13 protein-coding genes are annotated in these 21,569 nt (G+C 54.6%); 7 read left to right on the top strand and 6 right to left on the bottom strand.

The genetic code is table 11. The features are described 5' to 3' along the window. Positions 1-37 precede the first annotated feature (37 nt). From AC4G46_RS04325 to AC4G46_RS04315, 3 genes are all read right to left on the bottom strand, one after another. Entirely contained in the window at positions 38-382 is a 345-nt protein-coding gene (locus AC4G46_RS04325) for a hypothetical protein (protein WP_042172970.1), read from the bottom strand. A 792-nt stretch (positions 383-1,174) separates the two neighbouring features. Further along, a complete protein-coding gene (locus AC4G46_RS04320) occupies positions 1,175-3,331 on the bottom strand; it encodes an alpha-galactosidase (RefSeq protein WP_491126838.1) in 2,157 nt (718 codons plus the stop codon). A gap of 424 nt (positions 3,332-3,755) precedes the next feature. Continuing rightward, positions 3,756-6,320 carry a beta-mannosidase gene (locus AC4G46_RS04315; protein ID WP_491126837.1) on the bottom strand — a complete coding sequence of 855 codons (2,565 nt, stop codon included), beginning with the start codon at positions 6,318-6,320 and terminating at the stop codon, positions 3,756-3,758. 356 nt (positions 6,321-6,676) lie between these two features. On the opposite strand from AC4G46_RS04315, the gene AC4G46_RS04310 reads away from it, so the two are divergent. The 7 genes from AC4G46_RS04310 (at position 6,677) to AC4G46_RS04280 (ending at position 15,135) form a co-directional block, all read left to right on the top strand. Further along, entirely contained in the window at positions 6,677-8,026 is a 1,350-nt protein-coding gene (locus AC4G46_RS04310) for an ABC transporter substrate-binding protein (RefSeq protein ID WP_491126836.1), read from the top strand. A 123-nt stretch (positions 8,027-8,149) separates the two neighbouring features. Then, positions 8,150-9,043, top strand: a complete 894-nt coding sequence (locus AC4G46_RS04305) for a carbohydrate ABC transporter permease (RefSeq protein WP_068721884.1) — start codon at positions 8,150-8,152, stop codon at positions 9,041-9,043. Position 9,044: 1 nt separating this feature from the next. Beyond that, positions 9,045-9,878 (top strand): carbohydrate ABC transporter permease, encoded by an 834-nt coding sequence (locus tag AC4G46_RS04300; protein ID WP_491126835.1) that lies wholly within the window; start codon positions 9,045-9,047, stop codon positions 9,876-9,878. 25 nt (positions 9,879-9,903) lie between these two features. Next, positions 9,904-11,739, top strand: coding sequence for a cache domain-containing sensor histidine kinase (locus AC4G46_RS04295; protein ID WP_491126834.1), 1,836 nt, complete (start codon positions 9,904-9,906; stop codon positions 11,737-11,739). Between the two features lie 34 nt (positions 11,740-11,773). Next, positions 11,774-13,273, top strand: coding sequence for a response regulator (locus tag AC4G46_RS04290; protein WP_491126833.1), 1,500 nt, complete (start codon positions 11,774-11,776; stop codon positions 13,271-13,273). Positions 13,274-13,285: 12 nt separating this feature from the next. After that, entirely contained in the window at positions 13,286-14,011 is a 726-nt protein-coding gene (locus AC4G46_RS04285) for a spermidine synthase (protein ID WP_491126832.1), read from the top strand. A gap of 83 nt (positions 14,012-14,094) precedes the next feature. Continuing rightward, a complete protein-coding gene (locus AC4G46_RS04280) occupies positions 14,095-15,135 on the top strand; it encodes a hypothetical protein (protein WP_491126831.1) in 1,041 nt (346 codons plus the stop codon). 256 nt (positions 15,136-15,391) lie between these two features. On the opposite strand, the gene AC4G46_RS04275 is transcribed toward AC4G46_RS04280, so the two are convergent. From AC4G46_RS04275 to AC4G46_RS04265, 3 genes are all read right to left on the bottom strand, one after another. Next, on the bottom strand, positions 15,392-20,383 hold the full coding sequence (locus AC4G46_RS04275; protein ID WP_491128784.1) for a DUF4132 domain-containing protein: 4,992 nt from the start codon (positions 20,381-20,383) through the stop codon (positions 15,392-15,394). Between the two features lie 22 nt (positions 20,384-20,405). Further along, positions 20,406-20,825: a hypothetical protein gene (locus tag AC4G46_RS04270; RefSeq protein ID WP_491126830.1), complete on the bottom strand. Its 420-nt coding sequence runs from the start codon at positions 20,823-20,825 to the stop codon at positions 20,406-20,408. 104 nt (positions 20,826-20,929) lie between these two features. Further along, positions 20,930-21,544: a hypothetical protein gene (locus tag AC4G46_RS04265; protein ID WP_491126829.1), complete on the bottom strand. Its 615-nt coding sequence runs from the start codon at positions 21,542-21,544 to the stop codon at positions 20,930-20,932. Between the last annotated feature and the right edge of the window lie 25 nt (positions 21,545-21,569).

The raw sequence follows: 21,569 nt of genomic DNA, 5'->3' as shown, positions 1-21,569 counted from the left end.
TCAAAAGCAAAAATCCGCAGATATGATGATGAAGCTGTTATTCGCCGGCCAGTATCATATTCGTAAAAGCCCACTGGGTCGGTGCGTCGTAATCTCTGAGCAGAACCTCAATCGTTAAGCCCATCTCTTCTTCAAGCCGTTCTTTGAATCTCTTCTTGAACAGCAGCGACATCCGGAAGTCCACTTCCTGCTTAAGCTCCGGCGCTTCCCCTTCCAGGGCGGTCGACCGTGGAGATCTGCGGTGCTTGGCGTGAAAGGTAATGACCCGCTGATCGACAGATACGCGGAGCAAGGTCGTCCCGAAACCAAACAATTCCTTGGAGATCTCATTGTAAATCTGGCACATCTTTTTCTTCTGCTCGCTGTTTTCCAGTTCTGCCATGAAACCACCTTTGAAAACCAGAATATCGTACAATCACATCGAGATTAATTGCTATTATACATAGTTAAACTGTTTTCGGCAACAAAAAAACTAAAACTAACATGAAAGTAACGCTAAACACGAACATTCAACGTTATGTGAACGGGGAAAGACCAGGAAATGGTGGGATTATAACTTGTAAAACTGCCCTTTTACCGCTGAGTGTGAGGTCATGAGCGCCTGGCGGTCTGAATGTAAAGCCGTGAGCATATGGCGGCGGGCACTCAATGTGAGGCCGTGAGCATATAGCGGCGGGTGCTCAATGTGAGGCCGTGAGCATATAGCGGCGGGTGCTGGACTGCGTGCGCTGCAATCAAGGACGGACCGGAATCAGAGGCATTTCTGCCTTTGATTCCGGCGTTTCGCCCGGGGGCGCTGGAATCAGAGGTATTTTTGCCTTTGATTCCGACGTTTCGACCGCGCGGGCTTGAATCAAGGGCACTTTTGCCTTTGATTTCGCCGTTTCACCCGCGCGCGCTGGAATCAGAGGCATTTTTGCCTTTGATTCCGGCGTTTCGCCCGAGAGCGCTGGAATCAGAGGCATTTTTGCCTTTGATTCCGTCGTTTCGCCCGCGCGCGCTGGAATCAGAGGCATTTCTGCCTTTGATTCCGCCGTTTCGCCCGCGCGCGCTGGAATCAGAGGCCTTTCAGTCTCTCATTTTTTATTATTCCCAAGTGAATTTAAAAAAGCCAGGTTTCCCTGGCTTACTCAAAGCTATTCATTTAATTAATCATGTTGTTTATTTAATTATATTAATTCTGCGCCTTCAAATGGAAGCAGCCGCTCACATAGTCACGCTGGATGTCCGGCAGCGCCAGCCCGGCCTGCATCAGCCGGTCACCGCCGAAGACTTCACCGCTATCCAGCACCGTATAGTCGAGGTCCGGGTTCAAGCCGCGGACCTTCAGCGTCCGGCGTGCCGGATATGGCACAGCCATTACGCGGAAGTAATAGACCAGCGCCTCGCGCTGATCGTCCGAGACGAACATCCACGCCGTTTCATTCCCCTCGAACGGGCTCTGCAGGCGGTACAGGTTACCTTGTTGTACTAGACTGCGGATTTCCTTGTAATTCGCAACCTGCTGCTTCACCAGTTCCTTCTCCTCGTCGGTGAACTTAGTCAGATCGAGCTCATAGCCGAAGTTACCGGACATAGCCACATCCCCGCGGAACGACAGTGGTGTAACCCGGCCGACCTGATGGTTTGGCACTGCCGAGACATGCGCACCCATCGCGCTTATCGGATACACCAGGCTGGTGCCGTACTGAATCTTCAGACGCTCTGCCGCGTCGGTGTCATCGCTGGTCCAGGTCTGCGGCATGTAGTAGAGCATACCCGGATCGAACCGGCCCCCCCCGCTGGAGCAGCTTTCGAACAGAATATGCGGGAAATCACCCGTCAGGCGGTCGATCAGCTCATACAGCCCCAGTACATAACGGTGGGCAGTTTCAGCCTGACGCTCAACTGGCAGCTCAGCCGAGCCAATCTCCGTCAGGTTACGGTTCATATCCCATTTCACATAGGCGATCGGCACGCTGGAGAAAATTTTACTCAGCGCATTATACACATAATCCCGCACTTCAGCACGCGTCAGATCAAGCACCAGCTGCCAGCGCGCTTCCGTCCGTCGGCGTCCGGGTACATGCAGGCACCAGTCCGGATGTGCGCGGTACAGGTCGCTGTCCGGCGAGATCATCTCCGGCTCGACCCAGAGACCGAATTGCATCCCCAAGTCATTGACCCGCTTTGCCACATCTGCCAGTCCCCCTGGCAGCTTGCGCAGATCCTCGGTCCAGTCGCCGAGTGAGGAGTTGTCAGCATCACGTTTACCGAACCAGCCGTCATCAAGCACGAACAGCTCGATACCCAGCTTTGAACCTTCGGCAGCAATATCCACCAGCTTGTCGGCATTGAAGTTAAAGTAGGTCGCTTCCCAGTTATTCACAAGAATCGGACGCTCTTTATCACGGAAGGTTCCTCTTACCAGACGTGTGCGATAGAGGCGGTGATAAGTCCGCGACATGCCACCGAGGCCCTCAGCTGAATAGACCATTACCGCTTCCGGTGTCTTGAAGCTTTCTCCCGGGGCTAGCCGCCAGGAGAAATCAAACGGGTTCAGCCCGATACCCAGCCGGGTATGGCTGAATGCATCCACTTCGGCTTCAATAGCGAAGCCGCCGCTGTATACCAGGGAGAATCCATATACTTCTCCCTGGTGCTCGTCCGTTCCCGGCTTAGCCAGCGCGGCAAACGGATTGTGCTGATGGCTGCTCATGCCGCGGCGGGACTGCAGTGCCGTTGTGCCCTGCTCCAGCCGTCTGCGGGTGAGATTCCCTTCCCGCGACCAGCCGCCGGACAGATAGATCAGATCGAACTGGTCGTCTTCCGGAAAATCGACGGAAGCACTCAGCGCGCGCAGCAGATCCAGCGGAGCCTGCCCGTCATTGACCAGCTCCACCGAGCGGGCAATAACATCCGTGTCGCGGTATACGGTATAGCGCAGAATTACATTCAGCGATGCATAATCGTCACGCAGTATAATCTCCAGCGTATCCGCTTCTTCCGGCGACTCTACATACACGGATGGAAGTCCGGCAAGCTGCGGCTTGCCTGCCAGCACCCGGTATCCGGTGTACTGCAGCTCTGTGATCCGCGTGCCGTCTTCCAGCTTGACCTGGTAAGCCGGCACCCGGTAATCTCCAGTGCCATACTGCGGATATTCCTGCGGAAGCCGGTCAAGCGCAGTGCCCACACCCAGATGCGGCAGCCCGTCCAAATTGCCGTCATGACGCAGCCTTTTGCCCCAGTATACGTGCATCGGATAGTTATTATAAAGGCCGATGATATAGCTCATACCCTTGCTCTGCAGATGAAAGATTCCCTTGTCTTCCTGTACCCAAATCGCCATTTTCCGGCTCCTTCTCCCTAAAAGTTAGGTGTATTTTGTTCCACTCCGCCAATTTATCCGCATTGGGCGAATGTAGTGGGGAGATAGAGGGATTTTTCCCTTTATTCCGCCTCTGGCAGCCCCCTTCAGCCTCATTTAGAGGGATTTTTCCCTCTATTCCACCTCTGGCAGCCCCCTTCGGCCCCAATTAGAGGGATTTTTCCCTCTATTCCGCCTCCGGCAGCCCCCTTCGGCCTCATTTAGAGGGATTTTTCCCTCTATTCCGCCTCTAGCAGCCCCTTCAGCCTCAATCAGAGGGATTTTTCCCTCTATTCCGCCTCTGGCAGCCCCCTTCGGCCTCAATTAGAGGGATTTTTCCCTCTAACTCTCTGCTCTGCACAAGAAGGCTTCCAGCTTGCGCATCATCATGGCTATGCCGCCCGCCTTACTTCACATAGTCCGCCATTGAGCGGACTTCCAGTCCTTGCGGAACAGCCGGTATGAAGTCCGGCGCTCCCGCCTCCATGCCTGCCGTCACGCCGCCGCTCTGCAGGAACTGCACCGTCTTCTCCTCCCCCGGGAGCAGGTCGAAGAAATTGTCGGAGAAGATGCCCTCCTGCTCCGCCGTCAGGTACACCCCTCTGGCCAGCAAGTCGCTGCTGACAGTGAAGCTCACGCCGCCGCTGCCCGGCACCTCTGCCACTGTCAGAGCCGGCCGCTCCAGCTTCAGCTCCTTCGCCGCCGCGAAGTAGTGCTCCTTGCGCTCAAGCAGCGAACCGTCCGCCGCCTCCAGAGCAGCTACCAGCACCACTTGCTCCGCAGCATGGCCCGCCAGCAGCTCCGCCACCGGCACAGCGAACACAACCGCTGACGAATCAGCCTCCAGCTGCACAGGCTGCTTCCACTCCTTCAGCACCGCTCCGCTGAAGTCATGCAGCCGGACCACCAGCTCTGCGGCCAGCGCTTCCCGCAGGTCAGACACTGCATGAACCTGCAGCTTCTCACCGTCCATCGCCTCCACAGAGAGCAGAACATCCTTGAAGCTCCGGCGCGCAGTATACTGCAGCGCCTTCCAGCGGCCATAGTAGTCCATACCTGCCCAGGAAGCCACCGGCCAGCAGTCATTCATCTGCCAGTACAGGGTGCCCATGCAGTAAGGCTTGTTCCGGCGGTGGCTCTCAATAGCCATCCGCATGGCCTCTGCCTGAAGAATCTGGCTCATGTACAGAAACGAGCGGAAATCCTTCGGCTCCGGCAGATAGATGTCCATATATTCCTTGATGATCTGATTGCCCCGGCCGTTCTTCTGGTGGGCCAGCATTACTTCCGACTCCAGCTCCATGTCCTTCTCTTCCGCGTAGGTCAGCACCGATTTCAGCTCAGGGAAGGATTGGAAGCCGTATTCGCTCATGAATCGGCCAACCTTTACATTGTAGTTCTCGAACGGCTCAATACCGTGCCACACGCCCCAGTAATGAATATCCCCGTCGCCTGCAATCCGTACAGCGTGCTGGTCGATATCATTCGTAAGCTCACGGAGCGGAGAGGACGGCCAGTATTCCATACCCGGATGATGAGCTGCTACCGCCTCCGGCAGAATCCGGTGGAAAATCTCTTCATAAGCGGTCCACAGCGTCTCACGGATTTCCGCACTCAGCTTCTCCTTCCAGCCCCAGCCTTTATTTTCCTCGAATTGAGCCCAGGCAGAGTCAATCTCGTTATTCCCGCACCAGAGTGCAATACATGGATGATTGCGCAGCCGCTTCACATTGTAAGCTGCTTCTTTTTGCACATTCGCCAGGAACGCCTCGTCTCCCGGGTACATGCTGCAGGCAAACATAAAGTCCTGCCATACCAGCAGGCCGTATTCGTCGCACAGCCGGTAGAAATCCTCCTCCTCATAAAAGCCGCCGCCCCACACCCGCAGCATGTTCATATTCGACGCTGCCGCTGATGCAATCTCATGCCGGTAGCGTTCTTCCGTTACTTCCGTAATAAAGCTGTCATTCGGGATATGGTTTGCCCCCTTGGCGAATACCGGCACACCGTTCAGCTCGAACTTAAATGAGGCGCCCTTCGCATCCGGTTTACGGATCAGCTTGATCTCGCGCAGACCGGTCTTCACCTCAGTGCCAGCCACGGCCGCCCCGTTATCCAGCAGCTCTACCCGGAACGCTGTCAGCTCCGGCGCACCCAGCCCGTTACACCACCACAGGCGCGGCTGATTAATTACCAGTTCAAGCTCCACTGTGCCCTTACCCGGTTCCAATGCAACTTCCCGCGTCCACTCCTGCCCTTCAGCAGTAATCCGCAGCATTCCCGCCCATGTTTCCGGCGTATCCACTTCCACTATGGCTGTCGCGCGTGCCGATGCCTGTTTAACCTCATCCTGCCGGATGTACACATCAGCAATCACAGCAGCATCCCGTCCAGAAAGCACCGCTTCACGCCAGATACCGCTGGTCAGAAAGCGCGGGCCCCAGTCCCAACCGTAATGATAAGGCGCTTTGCGGGCAAATACGCTGATCCGCTGCTCCTGCAGCCCGCCCAGCTCAGACTGGTCATTCGGCGCCGGCAGGTCATACCCGAGGTGTTCCAGCTTCGGCAGGTCCTCTTTTACAACGGAGCGGAATTTCACCACGATCTCGTTTTCGCCTGTCCGCAGCAGCTCCTTTACATCCACCGTCCACGCCAGGAACATATTATCCGCAGAAAGCGCATGCACATTGTTCACATAGACATCGGCATACGTATCCAATCCGGCAAAATTCAGCTCGGTAACCGTCAGGCTCTGCCAATCCTCATCCAGCTGCAATATCGTTCTGTACTCCCAGTCCTTTTTGTCAATCCACTGCAGCTCGTGCTCGTTCTTTCCATAAAAGGGCTGCGGAATCAGCCCGTTGCGCAGCAGGTCCGTCTGCACCGTACCCGGCACAACTGCCGGGAACCATTTTTCCTCACCGCAGGCCCTGAATTCCCAATCTGTTAAAGCAAGCTGTTTGTGCGTCATGAGTCCTCCTAAAAGTTTTGTTAGCATATGCCCACTATACTCGCCTCGTACAAAACTCGCTTCGGAAGCATACGCTTAAGTTTTGTGAGCCTACACTCCATTGATTTCGCTTCGTACAAAACTTGCTTCGAAAGCATACACTCTAATCTCGTTAATCAATAAATAATGGCGTTTTCAGAACCTCGTACGATAACCATTGTATTTTGTTATTATATTGTTAGCAACATTCTAATTATAATCCCAGAAAGAAAACAAATAAAGACAATAAATAATAATTCAATACATTTCCTAGGCCAGAAAATCACGCTATAATATCCATGTAAACGCTAACAATAAAACGAAAAGGGGACAATGCAATGAGAAACAAGTTATTTTCGTTATCTTTTGTTATCATTATGATTCTTTCTCTATCCCTGACAGGCTGCGGTTCAAACAACAATAACAACAATGCCGCTACAGCCACAGACGAACCCGCAGCGACTGCTGCTCCTGCCGACACCGGCGGAAATGCAGCGGCAACCACTGAACCGGCAGCTCCAGGCGGAGCAGACATCAGCGGCAAAATCACCTTCCTGACCAACAGAACCGACATGATCGGCAAAGAGTATGACGAATATGTTAAGCGCTTTAATGAGAAGTATCCGAATATCAAGGTTGAATTTGAAGCCTCACAGACCGACTACAACCAGCAGGCAAAGGTCAGAATGGCCAGCGGCGAGCTTCCTGACGTCATGTTCATCCCGACCATCCCTAACTCGGACCTGCCGAAATATTTCGCACCGCTTGATGATCTCGGCCTGACCGACCAGATTACATTCAAAGACTTCAAATCCTATGAAGGCCAGCTGTACGGGATCACCACCGGTAACTCCACTACAGGGATTGTCTACAATAAAAAAGCGTTCGCCGATGCCGGCATCACTGAAATCCCTAAGACCTGGGACGAATTCCTCGCTGCCTGCGAAAAGCTGAAAGCAGCCGGCGTTGTGCCGCTCGCTTCCAACTTTAAAGACAAATGGCCGCTGAACGACTGGGTATACTCCGTTCCCCGGATTATCGACGGCGACCCTAATTTCCCGAACGAAAAGCTGACCTCCGATACTCCTTTTACCATGGACAACGGCTACGGCAAATCGCTGAGCCTGCTTAGAGAGCTGAATGAGAAGGGCTATCTGGAAAAAGACATCAACTCCACCAACTGGGAACAGTCGAAGAAGGACATCGCATCCGGCAAATTCGCCATGTATTACCTGGGCAACTGGGTCATCAACCAGGTTATCGGCGCAGGCACAACTTCCGACAATGTAGGCTTCTTCCCACTTCCTTATGACAACTCGGGCACAATCACTGCTCCGCTGAGCCCTGACTTCTTCTATGCAGTAGCCAAGAACAGCAAAAATGTAGACGCTGCCAAGGCCTTCGTCAAATGGATGATCGAAGACTCCGGGTATGAGGATTTTGCCGGCTTCATCTCTCCGCTTAAGGGCAAAGAATCCAATCTGACGCAGCTCAAGGAATTCCAGGCTACCGGCGTAGTCCTGCAGGAAGGCACTGTGGATGACGCCAAGGTTACTGAAATCACCAACAAGGCACAGCTCGACCTGCCGGCTATGGCTCAGGAATTCGTTCTGGCCAAAGATCCGCAAACCGTCTTCGACAAATGGAATAAAGCATGGGCCAAAGCCAAAAAAGACCTCGGCTATTGATCCTGTAGACACGCTGCAGCTTAGCTACGCATAAACTTCGGCGCAAAATGGATTATGCCTTCTCTGGGTAATCCATTTTGTCGTCATACCATGAAACGCTTTTACGGAAAGAAGGTTGAAGACATGTTCGGCACATTATCCTATAACAAACAAAAGATGATTATCATCATTTCCTTTCTGACCATTCCGCTGCTGCTTCTGGCAACGTTCACCTACTACCCTGCCCTTAAGCTGGTCTATTACAGCTTCACCAACTGGGACGGCTACAGCCCGGAGAAACCGTGGGTCGGCCTGGACAATTACCGCGAGGTGTTCGGCAACCCGGATATTTTCAAGGTGTTCACCCATAACTTTGCTTACTTTGTAATGGGGATTGTCCAGAATATCGTCGCCATCTACTTCGCTGTGGTACTAAGCAGCAAGCTGCGCGGCAAAAACGCCTTCCGCATTATGCTGTTCCTGCCTTATATTATGAACGGTGTCGCGGTGGCTTTTATGTTCGGCTATGTTTTTGATACGACCAACGGCTCCTTGAACCTGTTCCTGAACAGCATCGGACTGACCGGACTCGGCCAGACCAGCTGGCTCGGTACCGAAGGGCTGGTTAACTACTCGCTGGCTTCCACCGGCTTCTGGCGGTTTATGGGCTATAACATGGTTATCTACATCGCTTCTTTGCAGGCTATTCCTAAGGACATTTATGAAGCGGCCAAAATAGACGGTGCGGGCTCTTTTCAGACACTATGGAGAATTACCCTGCCTAACATGAAGCCGGTCATCCAGCTCAACCTGTTCCTGACCGTTACCGGCGCACTCGAAGTATTCGATCTGCCGTTCGTCCTGACCAAAGGCGGCCCGGCCGGCGCCAGTGAGACTTATGTGCAGAAGGTAGTTGATACGGCATTTGCTTTTAACAATTACGGGCTGGCCTCGGCCATGAGCATCATCCTGCTCTTCTTTGTGGTCATTGTGCTGCTCGTGCAGCAGCTGGTGCTTAGCCGGGGAGGAGACAAATAACATGACCCACAGCAAATTCCGCACGGTTGATTTTCTCAAATACGTTACGCTCCTGATCGGGGTGTTTGTCGTCCTTTTCCCGCCTTACGTGGTGATCGTCAATGCCTTCAAATCTACCGATGAATTCAACACCAGCAGCTCGATGGCTCTCCCAAAAAGCTTCCTGAACTTCGACAACTTTATCGCCGTGTTCCAGCGCGGGGGTCTGCTCAGCGGCTTCGGCAACGTGCTGGTCATCATCATAATTACATTGACCCTGAACATTCTGTTTGGCACAATGGTGGCATACGTGCTGGGCCGCTTCAATTTCAAACTGAAACCGCTTGTATTCGGAGCTTACCTGGTCGCCACCATCATTCCGAGCATCACCACCCAGGTCGCCACCTTCGGCATCATCAAAAGCCTGGGACTCTACAACACGCTAGGCGCTCCCATTGTGCTCTACATCGGTGCCGATGTTATCCAGATCATTCTGTATCTGCAGTTTATCCGCAACATACCGTTTGATCTCGACGAGAGTGCCATGGTGGAAGGGGCTTCCCTGTTCAAAATCTACCGTTCGATCATCTTCCCGCTCCTCACTCCGGCAACCGCTACGCTGGTGATTCTGAAGACGATCAGCATCTACAATGACATGTACATCCCTTACCTTTATATGCCCAAACAGAGCCTTGGCGTAGTGACCACGATCCTGATGCGGTTCCAGGGGGTCAACTCGGGCGAATGGAATCTGATCTGTGCGGCGATTCTGCTGATTTTGCTGCCGACGGTCATTCTGTACTTCTTCCTGCAGCGTTATATTTTTGAAGGAGTCACCAGCGGCGCGGTAAAATAGGGGTGTACGGAAAGGAACAACTTCAGTGGTTTCCTATATCCTGAGCATTCCCCGCAGACTCTGGCTGTTCCTGGCCAACCTGCCGATGGAGCGCAAGCTGATTGTCGTATTCGTCTTTGTGCTCTCCCTGCCAATCACCTATGTCAGCTACCTGTCCTCGCGCTCTACCTTCAATTCGGTGCTGCAGAGCTCCACGAAGAGTGCCGGGCAGATGGCGGGCAATGCTTCGGATACCATCGACAGATATATCGCCGACCTGAAAAGATACACCGCACTGCCGCTATACAATACCGATGTGCAATTTTATCTGGAGCAGCAGAACGCCGACTGGGAAAAGAATACCAGCATGTCGATGTTCCTGAGCTATTTGATCCATACCAAAGAAGAAATGACTGCCGTATACCTCGTGGATAAATACGGTTATGTGTTCTATGACCGGGCTCCCGGTATAAATGAGCTGTTCCCGGCAGAACGGATGGCGCAGTGGCGGAGCCTGACGGAAGAAGCCGGAGTAGGCCCCGTTGTGCAGGGCCGGCATACCATCCGGGTAAACTCCGGCGAGCACCGGGAGGTGTTCAGCGTGATGCGCACAGTCTCCTCAGTCAGCATGCTGAAGCCGATCGGAATGATTGTCTTCGATATCGACATCAAGCTGTTCAAGGGCATCGCCGATCCGGTAAACGCGGTCACCCAGGGCAACACGATCATTGTTGATGAGCATGGCGGGCTGGTCTATGGCGGTATATCTGCTGATTCAGCCGGTTCTGCCCATGCAGACAGTCCGGACCGGGAGCAGCAGGATATCGCTCTGCTGCTGGAGAAGACAGGCGGCCCGGAAGGACATTTTCAGATCCGGCTGGAGGAGCAGGATTATCTGGCCGTATACACCGTATCGCAAAAAACCGGCTGGACGACGATGGTCACAATCCCGCTTGAACGTATCCTGACTCCGGTGCAGAAAACCCGCAACACGCTGATTTTGACTACACTGGCGATTGTCGCCATTGCTCTGGTGGTAGCCACCTTTATTTCCCATGCACTGACCAAGCCGCTGAAATCGCTGGTCCGCCTGATGAAGCAGGTGCAGCATGGCAATCTGGATGTATGGCTGTCACCCAAATATAATGATGAGATCGGAATGATCGGCAGCCACTTCAACCGGATGATTATCCGGGTCAAGGATCTGATCCAGGAAGTGTCGCTGACGGAGAAACGCAAGCAGAAGGCCGATATGCGTGCCTTGCAGAACCAGATTAACCCGCATTTTATTTACAATACGCTGGAGTCCATCCGCATGCTGGCAGAGAGCAGCGAAGACCCGCGTGTAGCGGAGCTGACCTACTTGCTCGGACTGCAGATGCGCTACGGCATCGTCCGCAGCGAGGAAATGGTAACGGTCCGCCATGAGCTGGATCATGTACGCAACTATCTCAACCTGCTGCATATCCGTTTTCCGGATAAGTTCAGACTGCAGCTGGATGTTCCGGAGGCGTTTCTGCCGCTTCCTCTGCTTAAGCTGGTGTTTCAGCCGGTAGTCGAAAATGCGGTATTCCACGGGCTGGAGGCAAAAGAAGGTCCGGGTACCATCCTAATTACAGCCTGGAGCGAGGATGGTAAAACGGTATTTTGCGTTGAGGATGATGGTGTAGGCATGGACGGAGACACGCTGCGGCTCTTGAACAGCAACCTGCTGAACAGCACCGACAGCGAAAAGTTTGGCATCGGGCTGCGCAATGTCAATGAGCGGCTGCGCCTCCATTACGGCAGCGCTTGCGGGCTGCAGGTCTTCAGCGAGCCGTGCCGCGGCACCCGTGTTATCATCCGGATTGACGCTCTTGCGGATACACGCGATACGGAATGATAGGGCAGTATAGCCAGGAAAGGGGGAAGCCGCAATGCTGCGTATAGTAATCGTAGATGACGAGGTTTTGATCCGTGAAGGCCTGGCCCGGATGATCAGTAAAGAGAGCAGTACCTTCTGTGTAATTGGTACCTATGCGGACGGCAAGCAGCTGCTGGATGAGCTGCCCTCCCTGCAGGTAGATGCCGTCATTACCGACATCCGCATGCCGCAGATTGATGGCCTGGAGCTGATCAAACGGCTGAAAGCCAGCCACCCGCAGATCCGTACGCTGCTGATGAGCGGGTTCACGGAATTTAATTATGCCCGGGAGGCGATCCGCAGCTCGGCTGTCGATTACCTGCTGAAGCCGATTAACAAGGAGCAGCTCTTTGAGGTGCTCTATTCGCTTGAGCAGGAACGGAAGCAGCAGCAGGACAAAGAAAACCTTCAGCGCGCCGGCCTGCTCCTCTCCCTGCTGCAAATCGAAGAGCCTGCGGCTGCGCTGATAGGCGGCATTCTTCTGCCCCTTCCCTATTTCACAGTCACTGTAGTGAAAGGCGGCCGGCTGGAAGGAGCTATCGCCTATGCCGACCGCCTTCGGGCAGATCAGAGGATTATCTCTGATCTGCTCGAGGTTCATAAAGGGCTTCTGGCCTGGGTCCGCTATTCCCCGGAGCCGCTCACGCCTGCGGAGCGCCGGGAGCCGGCCGGCGAAATCGGAGCGGCCTGCCCGCAGCAGCGGCTGCACCTTGGAGTCAGCCGCTCTTATGACGATCCGGCCCGGCTGCGGACTGCCTATCTCGAAGCCAAGCTCGCCTGTGATGCAGGAATCTATAACCCGCAGCCGCTGCATTATGCTACTATTGAGGAGCTGAAGCCTGCCGGTCACATAGCCTCCGCAGATCCCTTTCTTCCGGTCCGGGGGCCGCTCATTCATGAGCTGCAGATTCTGAATATTTCCGGGGTCCGGGAATGGATTCACCGGCTGTTCTGCGCCTTCGAGGCTCAGCAGGCCTATCCGGAGCTTATCCTCCGCTGCCTGCAGCAGGTGGAGGAAACGGTACGCAATGAGCTGAAGGAATTTGAAGAGACTCACCGGCAGCAGAGCCCCCCGAGGCTGGAGGAGAGTGTCAGAGCGTGCATGAGTCTTGGCGAGATCGAGGAACTGTTCACCTCCACATTAAGTGCTGTGCTGGAGGATATCCGCACCCGCCGGCTGGAGCTGTCCGGGACGGCCGTTGAAACCGTAAAACGCTGGATCGCCGCCAACTATAAGCAGCACGCTGATCTGAACATGCTTGCCGGAATGGTATTTTTGACACCAAGCTATTTAAGCAAGCTGTTCAAGCAGGAGACGGGTCTGACGCTGACCGACTATGTGATCGAAATCCGTATCCGGACTGCCAAGCAGCTGCTGAAGAATGCTCCGGATCTGAAGGTGCACGAGATCGGCACAGAGGTTGGCTATCCCGATCCCGCCTATTTCAACAAGCTGTTCAAAAAAACCGTCGGCGTCACGCCGAATGAATACAAACGAATTTCCCACGTGTAAGGAGTCCTTAATTTGCACCCACAGCATGACAACAATGAAATTCAGGTGTATGAAACCACTGAGCTATATGGTGAAAAAGGGCGCTTCCGCGTCCTCCAGTTCTCCGGCGATGCCATCCAGGGCGCGCTTGACCTGGAGCAGCCGAAGCGGGTTGTGTTCGAATACCCGCGGGCGATGATTCACTTGATGGAATACAACAGGCCGTTGTTTCAGGATGTTTTCTTAATCGGGCACGGGATCGGCACGATTGCCGGGTATTTTGCGGAGAAGCGCTTCAAGGTAGCCGAGGTGAATGAGGAGGTTGTCCGCTACAGCAGATCCCATTTCGGCTACACCCAGGACAACGTCCTGATCGGCGACGGCCGGAGTCTGCTTGAAGCGGAGCGGGACGGCCAGTATGATTACATTCTGCTGGACGCCTTCACCGCTGCCGGCACGCCGCAGCATCTGATCTCTAGCGGTTTTTTCGCTCTTACCCGCTCCAAGCTCCATTCCGGCGGTTCCCTCCTCATGAACCTGATGGGCAAAAGCGAAAATGACCGGCTGATGGGCGCCATTCACACTACGCTCAGCGAACACTACCCTTATGTTGAAGCCTTCACCCTGCCGGCCGAAGGCGCTGCAGATGTCCGCAACATCCTTCTGATGGGCAGCGGCCGCCCGGTCCGCTACCAGGCCCGCCAGCTGGCCGGCTTCGTCCCGGTCACCCTCGGCCAGGGGCATGTGATCTGGGATTGAGGGGTGGCAGAGACTGATGCCGGGTCCGGCAGCTGGCCGGGACGCCAGCTTGCGGCGGAATCAAAGGCACTTTTGCCTTTGATTTGCCCATTCCGCCCACTTCAGGCGGAATCAGAGGCATTTTTGCCCTTGATTTGCCCCTTCCGCCCACTTTCGGCGGAATCAGAGGCACTTTTACCCTTGATTTGACCATTTCGCCCACTTTCGGCGGAATCAAAGGCACTTTTGCCTTTGATTTGACCATTCCGCCCACTTCAGGCGGAATCAAAGGCATTTTTGCCTTTGATTTGCCCATTTCGCCCGCCGTCAGCGGAATCAAAGGCATTTTTGCCTTTGATTTGCCCATTTCGCCCACTTTCGGCGGAATCAAAGGTACTTTTGCCCTTGATTTGCCCATTCCGCCAACTTTCGGCGGAATCAAAGGCACTTTTGCCCTTGATTTGCCCATTTCGCCCACTTTCGGCGGAATCAGAGGCACTTTTGCCCTTGATTTGACCCTTCCGCCCACTTTCGGCGGAATCAGAGGCATTTTTGCTCTTGATTTGACCCTTCCGCCCTCCATTGGCGGAATCAAAGGCACTTTTGCTCTTGATTTGACCCATCCGCCCACTTTCGGCGGAATCAAAGGCATTTTTGCTCTTGATTTGACCCTTCCGCCCTCCATTGGCGGAATCAAAGGCACTTTTGCCTTTGATTTGCCCATTTCGCCCACTTTCGGCGGAATCAAAGGCATTTTTGCTCTTGATTTGCCCATTCCGCCCGCCGTCAGCGGAATCAAAGGCATTTTTGCCTTTGATTTGACCATTCCGCCCTCCATAGGCGGAATCAAAGGCACTTTTGCCTTTGATTTGCCCATTTCGCCCACTTCAGGCGGAATCAGAGGCACTTTTGCCCTTGATTTGACCATTTCGCCCACTTCAGGCGGAATCAAAGGCACTTTTGCCCTTGATTTGACCATTTCGCCCACTTTCGGCGGAATCAAAGGCACTTTTGCCCTTGATTTGACCCTTCCGCCCACTTCAGGCGGAATCAGAGGCATTTTTGTCCTTTACTTCGCTCGTTCCATCCACTGCCTCCTGCCTTATCGCCTCCATTCCCACCTTCGCTCACGCCGACCAAAATAAAAATGACTCCCGGCCATCCGGGAGTCAGCTTCAAATCCAATCTCTTACCCTATCTCTATCTCTCACAATATCTCCAACTCTATTCCTAACTCTTACTCTATCTCTAACAATATCTCTAACAATATCTCTAACAATATCTCCAACTCTATCCCTGCTTCTATCTCTTAATCCTAACCTCTTAAAAGGTTTGGCCACCCCACCTGGTGCAGTGCAGAGCACCGCACGCCACGAGGCGCGCACGGTGGAAAACCGCGCACTAGGCCCGCAGCTGCGACAGAATCGACGGATCCTTGATCTTCGTGTCTTCCGCCAGCAGCACTACCTTGGACAAAATCTCCGCGGTCCGCGGGTCCTCGTCCAGGAACGGCAGAAACAGCCGGCCGCGGTGCTGGGAATGCACCGGAATAATATGCAGCGCCCCGCTAGCCTGCTTGTAGACCTGGCCGCTGCCCAGGTGCACGGCATATTCGCCCAGCTTGCCGTCGATCCGCGCGTAATTCCCCTCAAGACGCACGTTGCCGATCTTCAGCAGGCGCAGCGATTCATTGACAATTACCCGGCGCATCTCTACTGTGGTCAGGCTGGCCTCCGGATCTACTCCGCCTACGTGGGCAACGCTGACCACCAGATCGACATCGCGCATCACTTCGGAGAAGATCAGCGGCGGCACCTGGTCCAGCGGAACATTCTTATACGTCTTGCGGTCGAAGAACTCCACGCTTTCCAGCGCCGGCGCTTCCGTATCCGCCGGTGAGAACCAGTCCGCCATCGCATATAGGCGCACGATCAGATTGGCGGCATAATAAACCTTCTGCAGCCCTTCCTCGTAGCTGACCGTCCACTGGCGTTCGCGGAGCAGCGCGACGGTCTTGCGCGGCTGCACCTGATGGCCGGCATAACGCTGAGACACTGCCCTACTGGCCAGCTCATCCGCATTCGGCAGGTACAGCTCGCGGAACACCTGCTTGAACGGCTGTCTGATCTGCCGGTCGAACAGGTCCTTCTGGTACTCGCTCCATTGCCCGCTTGTGTACAGGTCCAGCGGATGCGCAATGTACAGCTCCGCCTCTGCAGCAATCACCGCTTCTTCGCCCGAAGGAGCGGCAAGCGTACCCGCATCCGCCTTGAAGTAGCCGAGCGCCGTTCCGCTGCGCAGGACCAGGGTCCGCAGCAGCGGCGCCAGCACCGGATTACGGCTGAGCGAGCGAATCTCCTGCAGCGTGAAGCTGCTGCCGGCTTCCATCGACCGCTCCAGCTCTACCCGGGCCCGCCGGTACTGGCTGGTCAGCTCGCTGCGCGTTTCCTTAAGCGCTTCTACATACTCATGCTTCTTGAAGCGGGTTGGCACAGACTTCAGCTGTTTGCCTTTGCTGATGACCTCCAGCTCGCTTTGCCCCTGATCGTCGATGACCAGCCGGACGGAGGTGTCTTCATCCAGCATATGCGGCTCGAAATAGGCGCCCAGCTCATCCAGCTTACGGGCTTCAATATCCCACATCAGCCGGGTAACATCGGCATATCCGGCTGTACGGGCAAGATTGCCGAGGGCAATCCGGGCGGCCAGCCCTTCGCTGGCCCGGCGCTGTGCGCCGAAGGTTTTGCTCTCGGCCAGGAAGCGCTGAATCAGCTCATACCGTTCACGGACATCCTGCTCCCGGTCCTTACCGAGCGGAATCAGGCTGTAGCTAAGCAGGTGATCCTTGTTACGCTTCTCGATTACCGACGTTTTCATATCCGTGAGGCTCAGCTTGCCCAGCGCTGCATCGGCGAACAGCTGGGACCGGCGGTGGTTGGAGCCGGCGGAGATATATTTGGCGCAATCATAGAGCAGCGCAAATCGCTTTTCCCCCAGTGTATTATAAGCCGACAGGAACCAGTTCCCGTCAAACGCCCCGTCATTGAAATCCTGCGGCGTTATAGGCGAGTAGTGGGCGACCACCGTTTCTTTTTCCGCCGAGAAGCTCTCATTAATGTGGGCATGGAAGTACCAGGCGGCGCTGCGCAGTCCTTCCCAGCCGAGATATTCAGCCACAAGCTCGAGCCACTGCGGGGCATACATCGCCGCTTCGAGCAGCCTTTTTTCCGAAATGCCGCTTCCTGTCAGCATCTTGCCCAGCACAGCAGTATCTTCGCCTTCACGCGGATGGCAGTTTTTAAGCAAATGGCTGAAGGTTTCCTTCTTGGTAATACTCCGCCCGTAGCCGTAAATATAACCGCGGACAAAGGTTTCCTTATCGAGACCATCCAGAATCCGGATAAAATAATCCATACCTTCAATATGCTGCAGCCCCATTACGAGCGGAGTTACCTCTGTCGGCAGGTCACCGCGGGCCAGCTCAATCTCCATCAGCCGGTCAATCAGCCGGCTGCGGAGCGCAGTAATTTTGGCACTGTCCTCGATCCAGGCCAAATGCCGGTGGGGAGACGTCAGATTCTGCATATGCTGCAGATTACTCTGGCCGGTAAGCAGCTCCTTGCAGAGCTCATTCTCGCCGATCCAATCCGCTTCAAAGGCCCGCAGATAATCATCTAGTGACAGCTTGCCGTTCCACCAGTTCTGCGCAGGCGGCGTTATTTTGTCAAACGTATACAGGGTGCGGAACATTTCCTTGTAATCCTCCTGATCCGCCACCCTGCCCCTGATCATCAGCAGCCAAGGCTCAGCAAGCACATTCAGCAGCGGGGCTTCGCTTGCCATTCTGTCCTCCGGTATCGCTGCCAGCAGCGCATTCAGCGCCCGGTTTACTATCCTGAAGCCCTCTTTCTTGGCACTGTCGGCATAAAAAGCGCGGATCAGTGTATCCACATGCTGGCCGTACTTCAGCTTATCCAGCAGCCGGTCCACTTCACGGATGCGCTGCAGCGGATAAACAGAGGCGGCAAATTCACCTCTCCAGCCCTCCAGCAGCTTGTGCTTCCTTAACTCGTTGTAATCCATGTCGCTGCTGTAAAATCCGTGATAATCATTCAGCGTCTTATTCAGATCCTCAAGCTGCAGATAGAAGTGGAGCTCAAGCAGGCGTTCAGCATCCCAGCCCTGCCCCTGTAAATAAGCAGACCAGACCTCATGCAGCGGATACTGCTCCAGCTGAGAGGTACTCTCCTTATCCTCCTGATCCCACAGGCTGTTCCATTTCAGCGGCTTCAGCACGGTCCCAAGCAGCAGGGTTTCTTTCCGGTCCGAATAATCCTCATGCTCATATTCCGTGTCCCTATGCTCATGAATCAGCTGATCCAGCCCCTGCAGGAACCCTTTAATGTCCTCCAGGCTGCTGTTAAACACCTCATCCCACTTAAAATCACCCGGCTGCGGCCCTTGAGTCAGCCATTCCTCCGTCCCGGCAGGGTCAAACAAGCCAAATCCGTTTGCTGCCGTATATTCATTCCGGCGCTCCAGCTTGGCCAGCAGCTCCCGTTCCTTCGCCGAGGGGCTGTCCATGGCCTCAATCAGCGGCTTCACCTGCCGTGCAATGGCATTCCGCCCCTCATCCTCGAACAGCACGGTAGCCATCTCCAGCCCGGCCAGCCGCTGCAGGCTGTTCTTCTCCTGCAGCAGCCGGGCAACGGATTCCTGCAGGGAGGCATCCGGCTGGCTGAGCAGCAGCAGCGTTACGCTCTGGCGCAGCGAGCCGGTCTTCAGCTTCAGCAGCCCTTCTGCCTGCAGCAGCTCCTGCGGAGTGAGCGTTAATTCGCTGGCTTCGTTCAGCGCCAGCTCCCGGTTCTTCATGCTTTTATCCGACAGGCTTGCGAACAGGAACTCCCGCTGGACTTCACTTAACGGATGATCCATGAAGCAGGACAGCAGTTCGCCGCGCAGATCGCTGCTTAACTGATCCTTCAGCTCAATCAGCCCGTCAATCCATTCCTTGTCCATATCATAGGCAATAAGATATAACATTTTATAGACAGGCAATCCCGTGGTGTAGTTGACCTGAACGAAATCCAGCACCCTGGACGGCCCTGCTGTTTCGCGGCGGGACGGGTTCAGGACTATCGCCTTAAGGAGGTCAAAATCCTTCCGGCGCTCCTCCTTGTCCTCCAGCTGCGGACTGCGGATCAGGCTGATTTTGGGCTCGTCTTTTTCCGGTCTCCACAGGCGGTTATAACCGTAGCAGTAATTCAGCAGAACCCAGTACTGCAGCTCGTTATCCTGCTCATGCAGATGTTCTCTCGCCAGCCGCAGCCGCAGCTCGGTCTCCTGGCTGTTCGCCAGCAGGTACTGGGCAATAATCTTCTGGTACACCTGACCTGTGGCCATTAGTAATTTAATCTTTTGGTACAGCTCAGCTTCCTCATGCACCGCCGTTGCCCACAGGCTGATATACACCCGGTTGGCGTTAGCATCTGTAAGCCACTGCTCCCGCAGCCGCGCGTCCTGCAGCGCCTGATAAGCATCTTCGATCAGCCCTTTGGCCACCCGCTGGTTCTGTGCTTCAAGCCCCATGCCCGTCCACACGCCAAGCGCCCGTACAACAGAGCTGTAGCGGATAAAATCATTCCCGATAATGATCTGCAGCATGTACAGATTGTTCGCCAGCGTCCCCTCATCCATCCGTTCCACCAGGGACTGGCGCAGGCCTTCCTGAAGACGGGCAGCAATCAGCAGCTCGCCCATCATGGCCACAGCCTCCTGGCGGTGGCTCATGAATACGCCTTTTATAATCTCATAGCTCAGCAGAGCCCCCTGATTATCCCCGTAGACGATTGTCCGGATCTGCTCCAGCATATCGCCGTCCGGGCGGTCCAGCTCATAAGCGATGATGTCGCTGAGCACAAGAGAAATCCGGTGCTTCCGGCTATAATCTGCCCCCAGAACCTCAACATTCTGCATGTACGAGCTGAGCGGCAGCCCTTCCCGGTCCATCAGAATCAGTGAGCCCATTTTACTGAGAACCGTGAATAGATGCAGCTCGGGATTTCCCGACCGGAATGGTCTGCGTGCATAACCTTTGCTGTACGGATATTCCGTACAGTGTTCTGCAATATACTGCATAACCTCCGCCGTATACGGGCTGAATAATTGCCGGACCGTGGCAACCAGCGGCTCGAACAAAGACTGCTGCGCGTTACCGGCAAGCTTTTTCAGCACATCTATACATTCCCGGCACTCCTCTTCTTCCCCGCCTATGTATTGTATTCTGCTTATACTGATAATGAGGGAAGCCAGCCCGGATACCCCGGCATCCAATTGCTGCGCCTTCGCCTGTTTCTCGGCATACCACTGCTTCTCCCGTTCTTCCGCATTCAACAATTCCATTCCGCCTCCTCTTTTACCATAGACTTCCTGCCAGCATCGTGAACCGGATGAATACGAGCTCATCCCCTTCATTCAGCACCAAAGGAGCCTGCAGCCGTTCACAGGCTTCCTCACGCAAAAACACCTTATACAGCCCGTCCTCAAACGCCAGCAGCGCAGCCTCCACCGCTGTCCCTGGCTCAGGCGGATTATCATTATAGACCGTCCCGAAGCCGATTTTACCGCTGACCCGCTGATTGTTAATGGCATCCCCCGTCAAAAAAGGAATCAGCTCGCCGCGCCCCTGCTTATCCGTAAGCTCCTTCACCTGCAGAGCCACAACGGCTGTAATCAGCTCCTCCAGATTGCCCGGGGTCTCTTCAAGGACCAATTCACGGCGTCCAAGCACCGGCTTGCGTTTTCCTACGCTTTTCACAGTGACATACAGCAGCATATGCATCCCTCCCCTGTTCGTAAGCAGACGCTCCGCTAACCAATAAACAGAGCATCTTCATTCATTACCCAAATTTAACCAGCGCTACCCGGACTCAGGGCTGTTCATGAACCGAAATAACGCTCCATCCGCTCAAAATTTTCCTGCAAAGACGTACTTCCGTCCACCTCCATAAGAGGCAGCTTTAGCCGGACGGCTTCGTGCTTCACTTTTTCCGCGAATAAAGCATCCCGCTTCATCCAATTACAGAACGCCTGTTCCGGTTTTTCCGTCCTTTGCAGAATACCCTGAATCCATGTCCGCTTGCTATAGTGCTCCAGTTGGAATTGTTCGGCCGGTATGGCCCATATGGCCCGGTCTGTGTCCCTCAGCAAAGGCGCAACCAGAGCAGGCAGCAGCTGATTCCCCTCAACTACAACGGCTTCTTTTCCCATACAGGCCAGATCATCCAGCACAAAAGGGAAGTCCTCCTGAAAGCATTCAATATACGTATCCAGCTGCTCCTGTACCTCCCTCGTCAAAAAAACCTCATTCATCGTAAGACCGCTGACTCTGCTCAGTGCCGGCTGCCGCTCTGCCGTAATCCGCTGCAGATGCTGATCAAAATGCTCATCACAGGCATACAGCTGTAAACCGTACTTTTTCGCATACATCCCCGCAAGCGTACTTTTGCCTGCACAAGCTGAGCCGCCGATCCAGTATATAGCTCCCGGTAACATCCCCTAAGCCCCCTTCCGTTCCATT

The organism is Paenibacillus sp. fava2 (assembly GCF_058313675.1).
The sequence above is the reverse complement of the archived record's forward strand: the minus strand, read 5'-3'. Positions and strand labels throughout refer to the sequence as shown.

Coding starts and splice junctions, on each gene's coding strand:
- AC4G46_RS04320 (WP_491126838.1), bottom strand. CDS start 3,331: ATGGCGATTTGGGTACAGGAAGACAAGGGAATCTTTCATCTGCAGAGC.
- AC4G46_RS04290 (WP_491126833.1), top strand. CDS start 11,774: ATGCTGCGTATAGTAATCGTAGATGACGAGGTTTTGATCCGTGAAGGC.
- AC4G46_RS04265 (WP_491126829.1), bottom strand. CDS start 21,544: ATGTTACCGGGAGCTATATACTGGATCGGCGGCTCAGCTTGTGCAGGC.
- AC4G46_RS04270 (WP_491126830.1), bottom strand. CDS start 20,825: ATGCTGCTGTATGTCACTGTGAAAAGCGTAGGAAAACGCAAGCCGGTG.
- AC4G46_RS04310 (WP_491126836.1), top strand. CDS start 6,677: ATGAGAAACAAGTTATTTTCGTTATCTTTTGTTATCATTATGATTCTT.
- AC4G46_RS04315 (WP_491126837.1), bottom strand. CDS start 6,320: ATGACGCACAAACAGCTTGCTTTAACAGATTGGGAATTCAGGGCCTGC.
- AC4G46_RS04300 (WP_491126835.1), top strand. CDS start 9,045: ATGACCCACAGCAAATTCCGCACGGTTGATTTTCTCAAATACGTTACG.
- AC4G46_RS04325 (WP_042172970.1), bottom strand. CDS start 382: ATGGCAGAACTGGAAAACAGCGAGCAGAAGAAAAAGATGTGCCAGATT.
- AC4G46_RS04305 (WP_068721884.1), top strand. CDS start 8,150: ATGTTCGGCACATTATCCTATAACAAACAAAAGATGATTATCATCATT.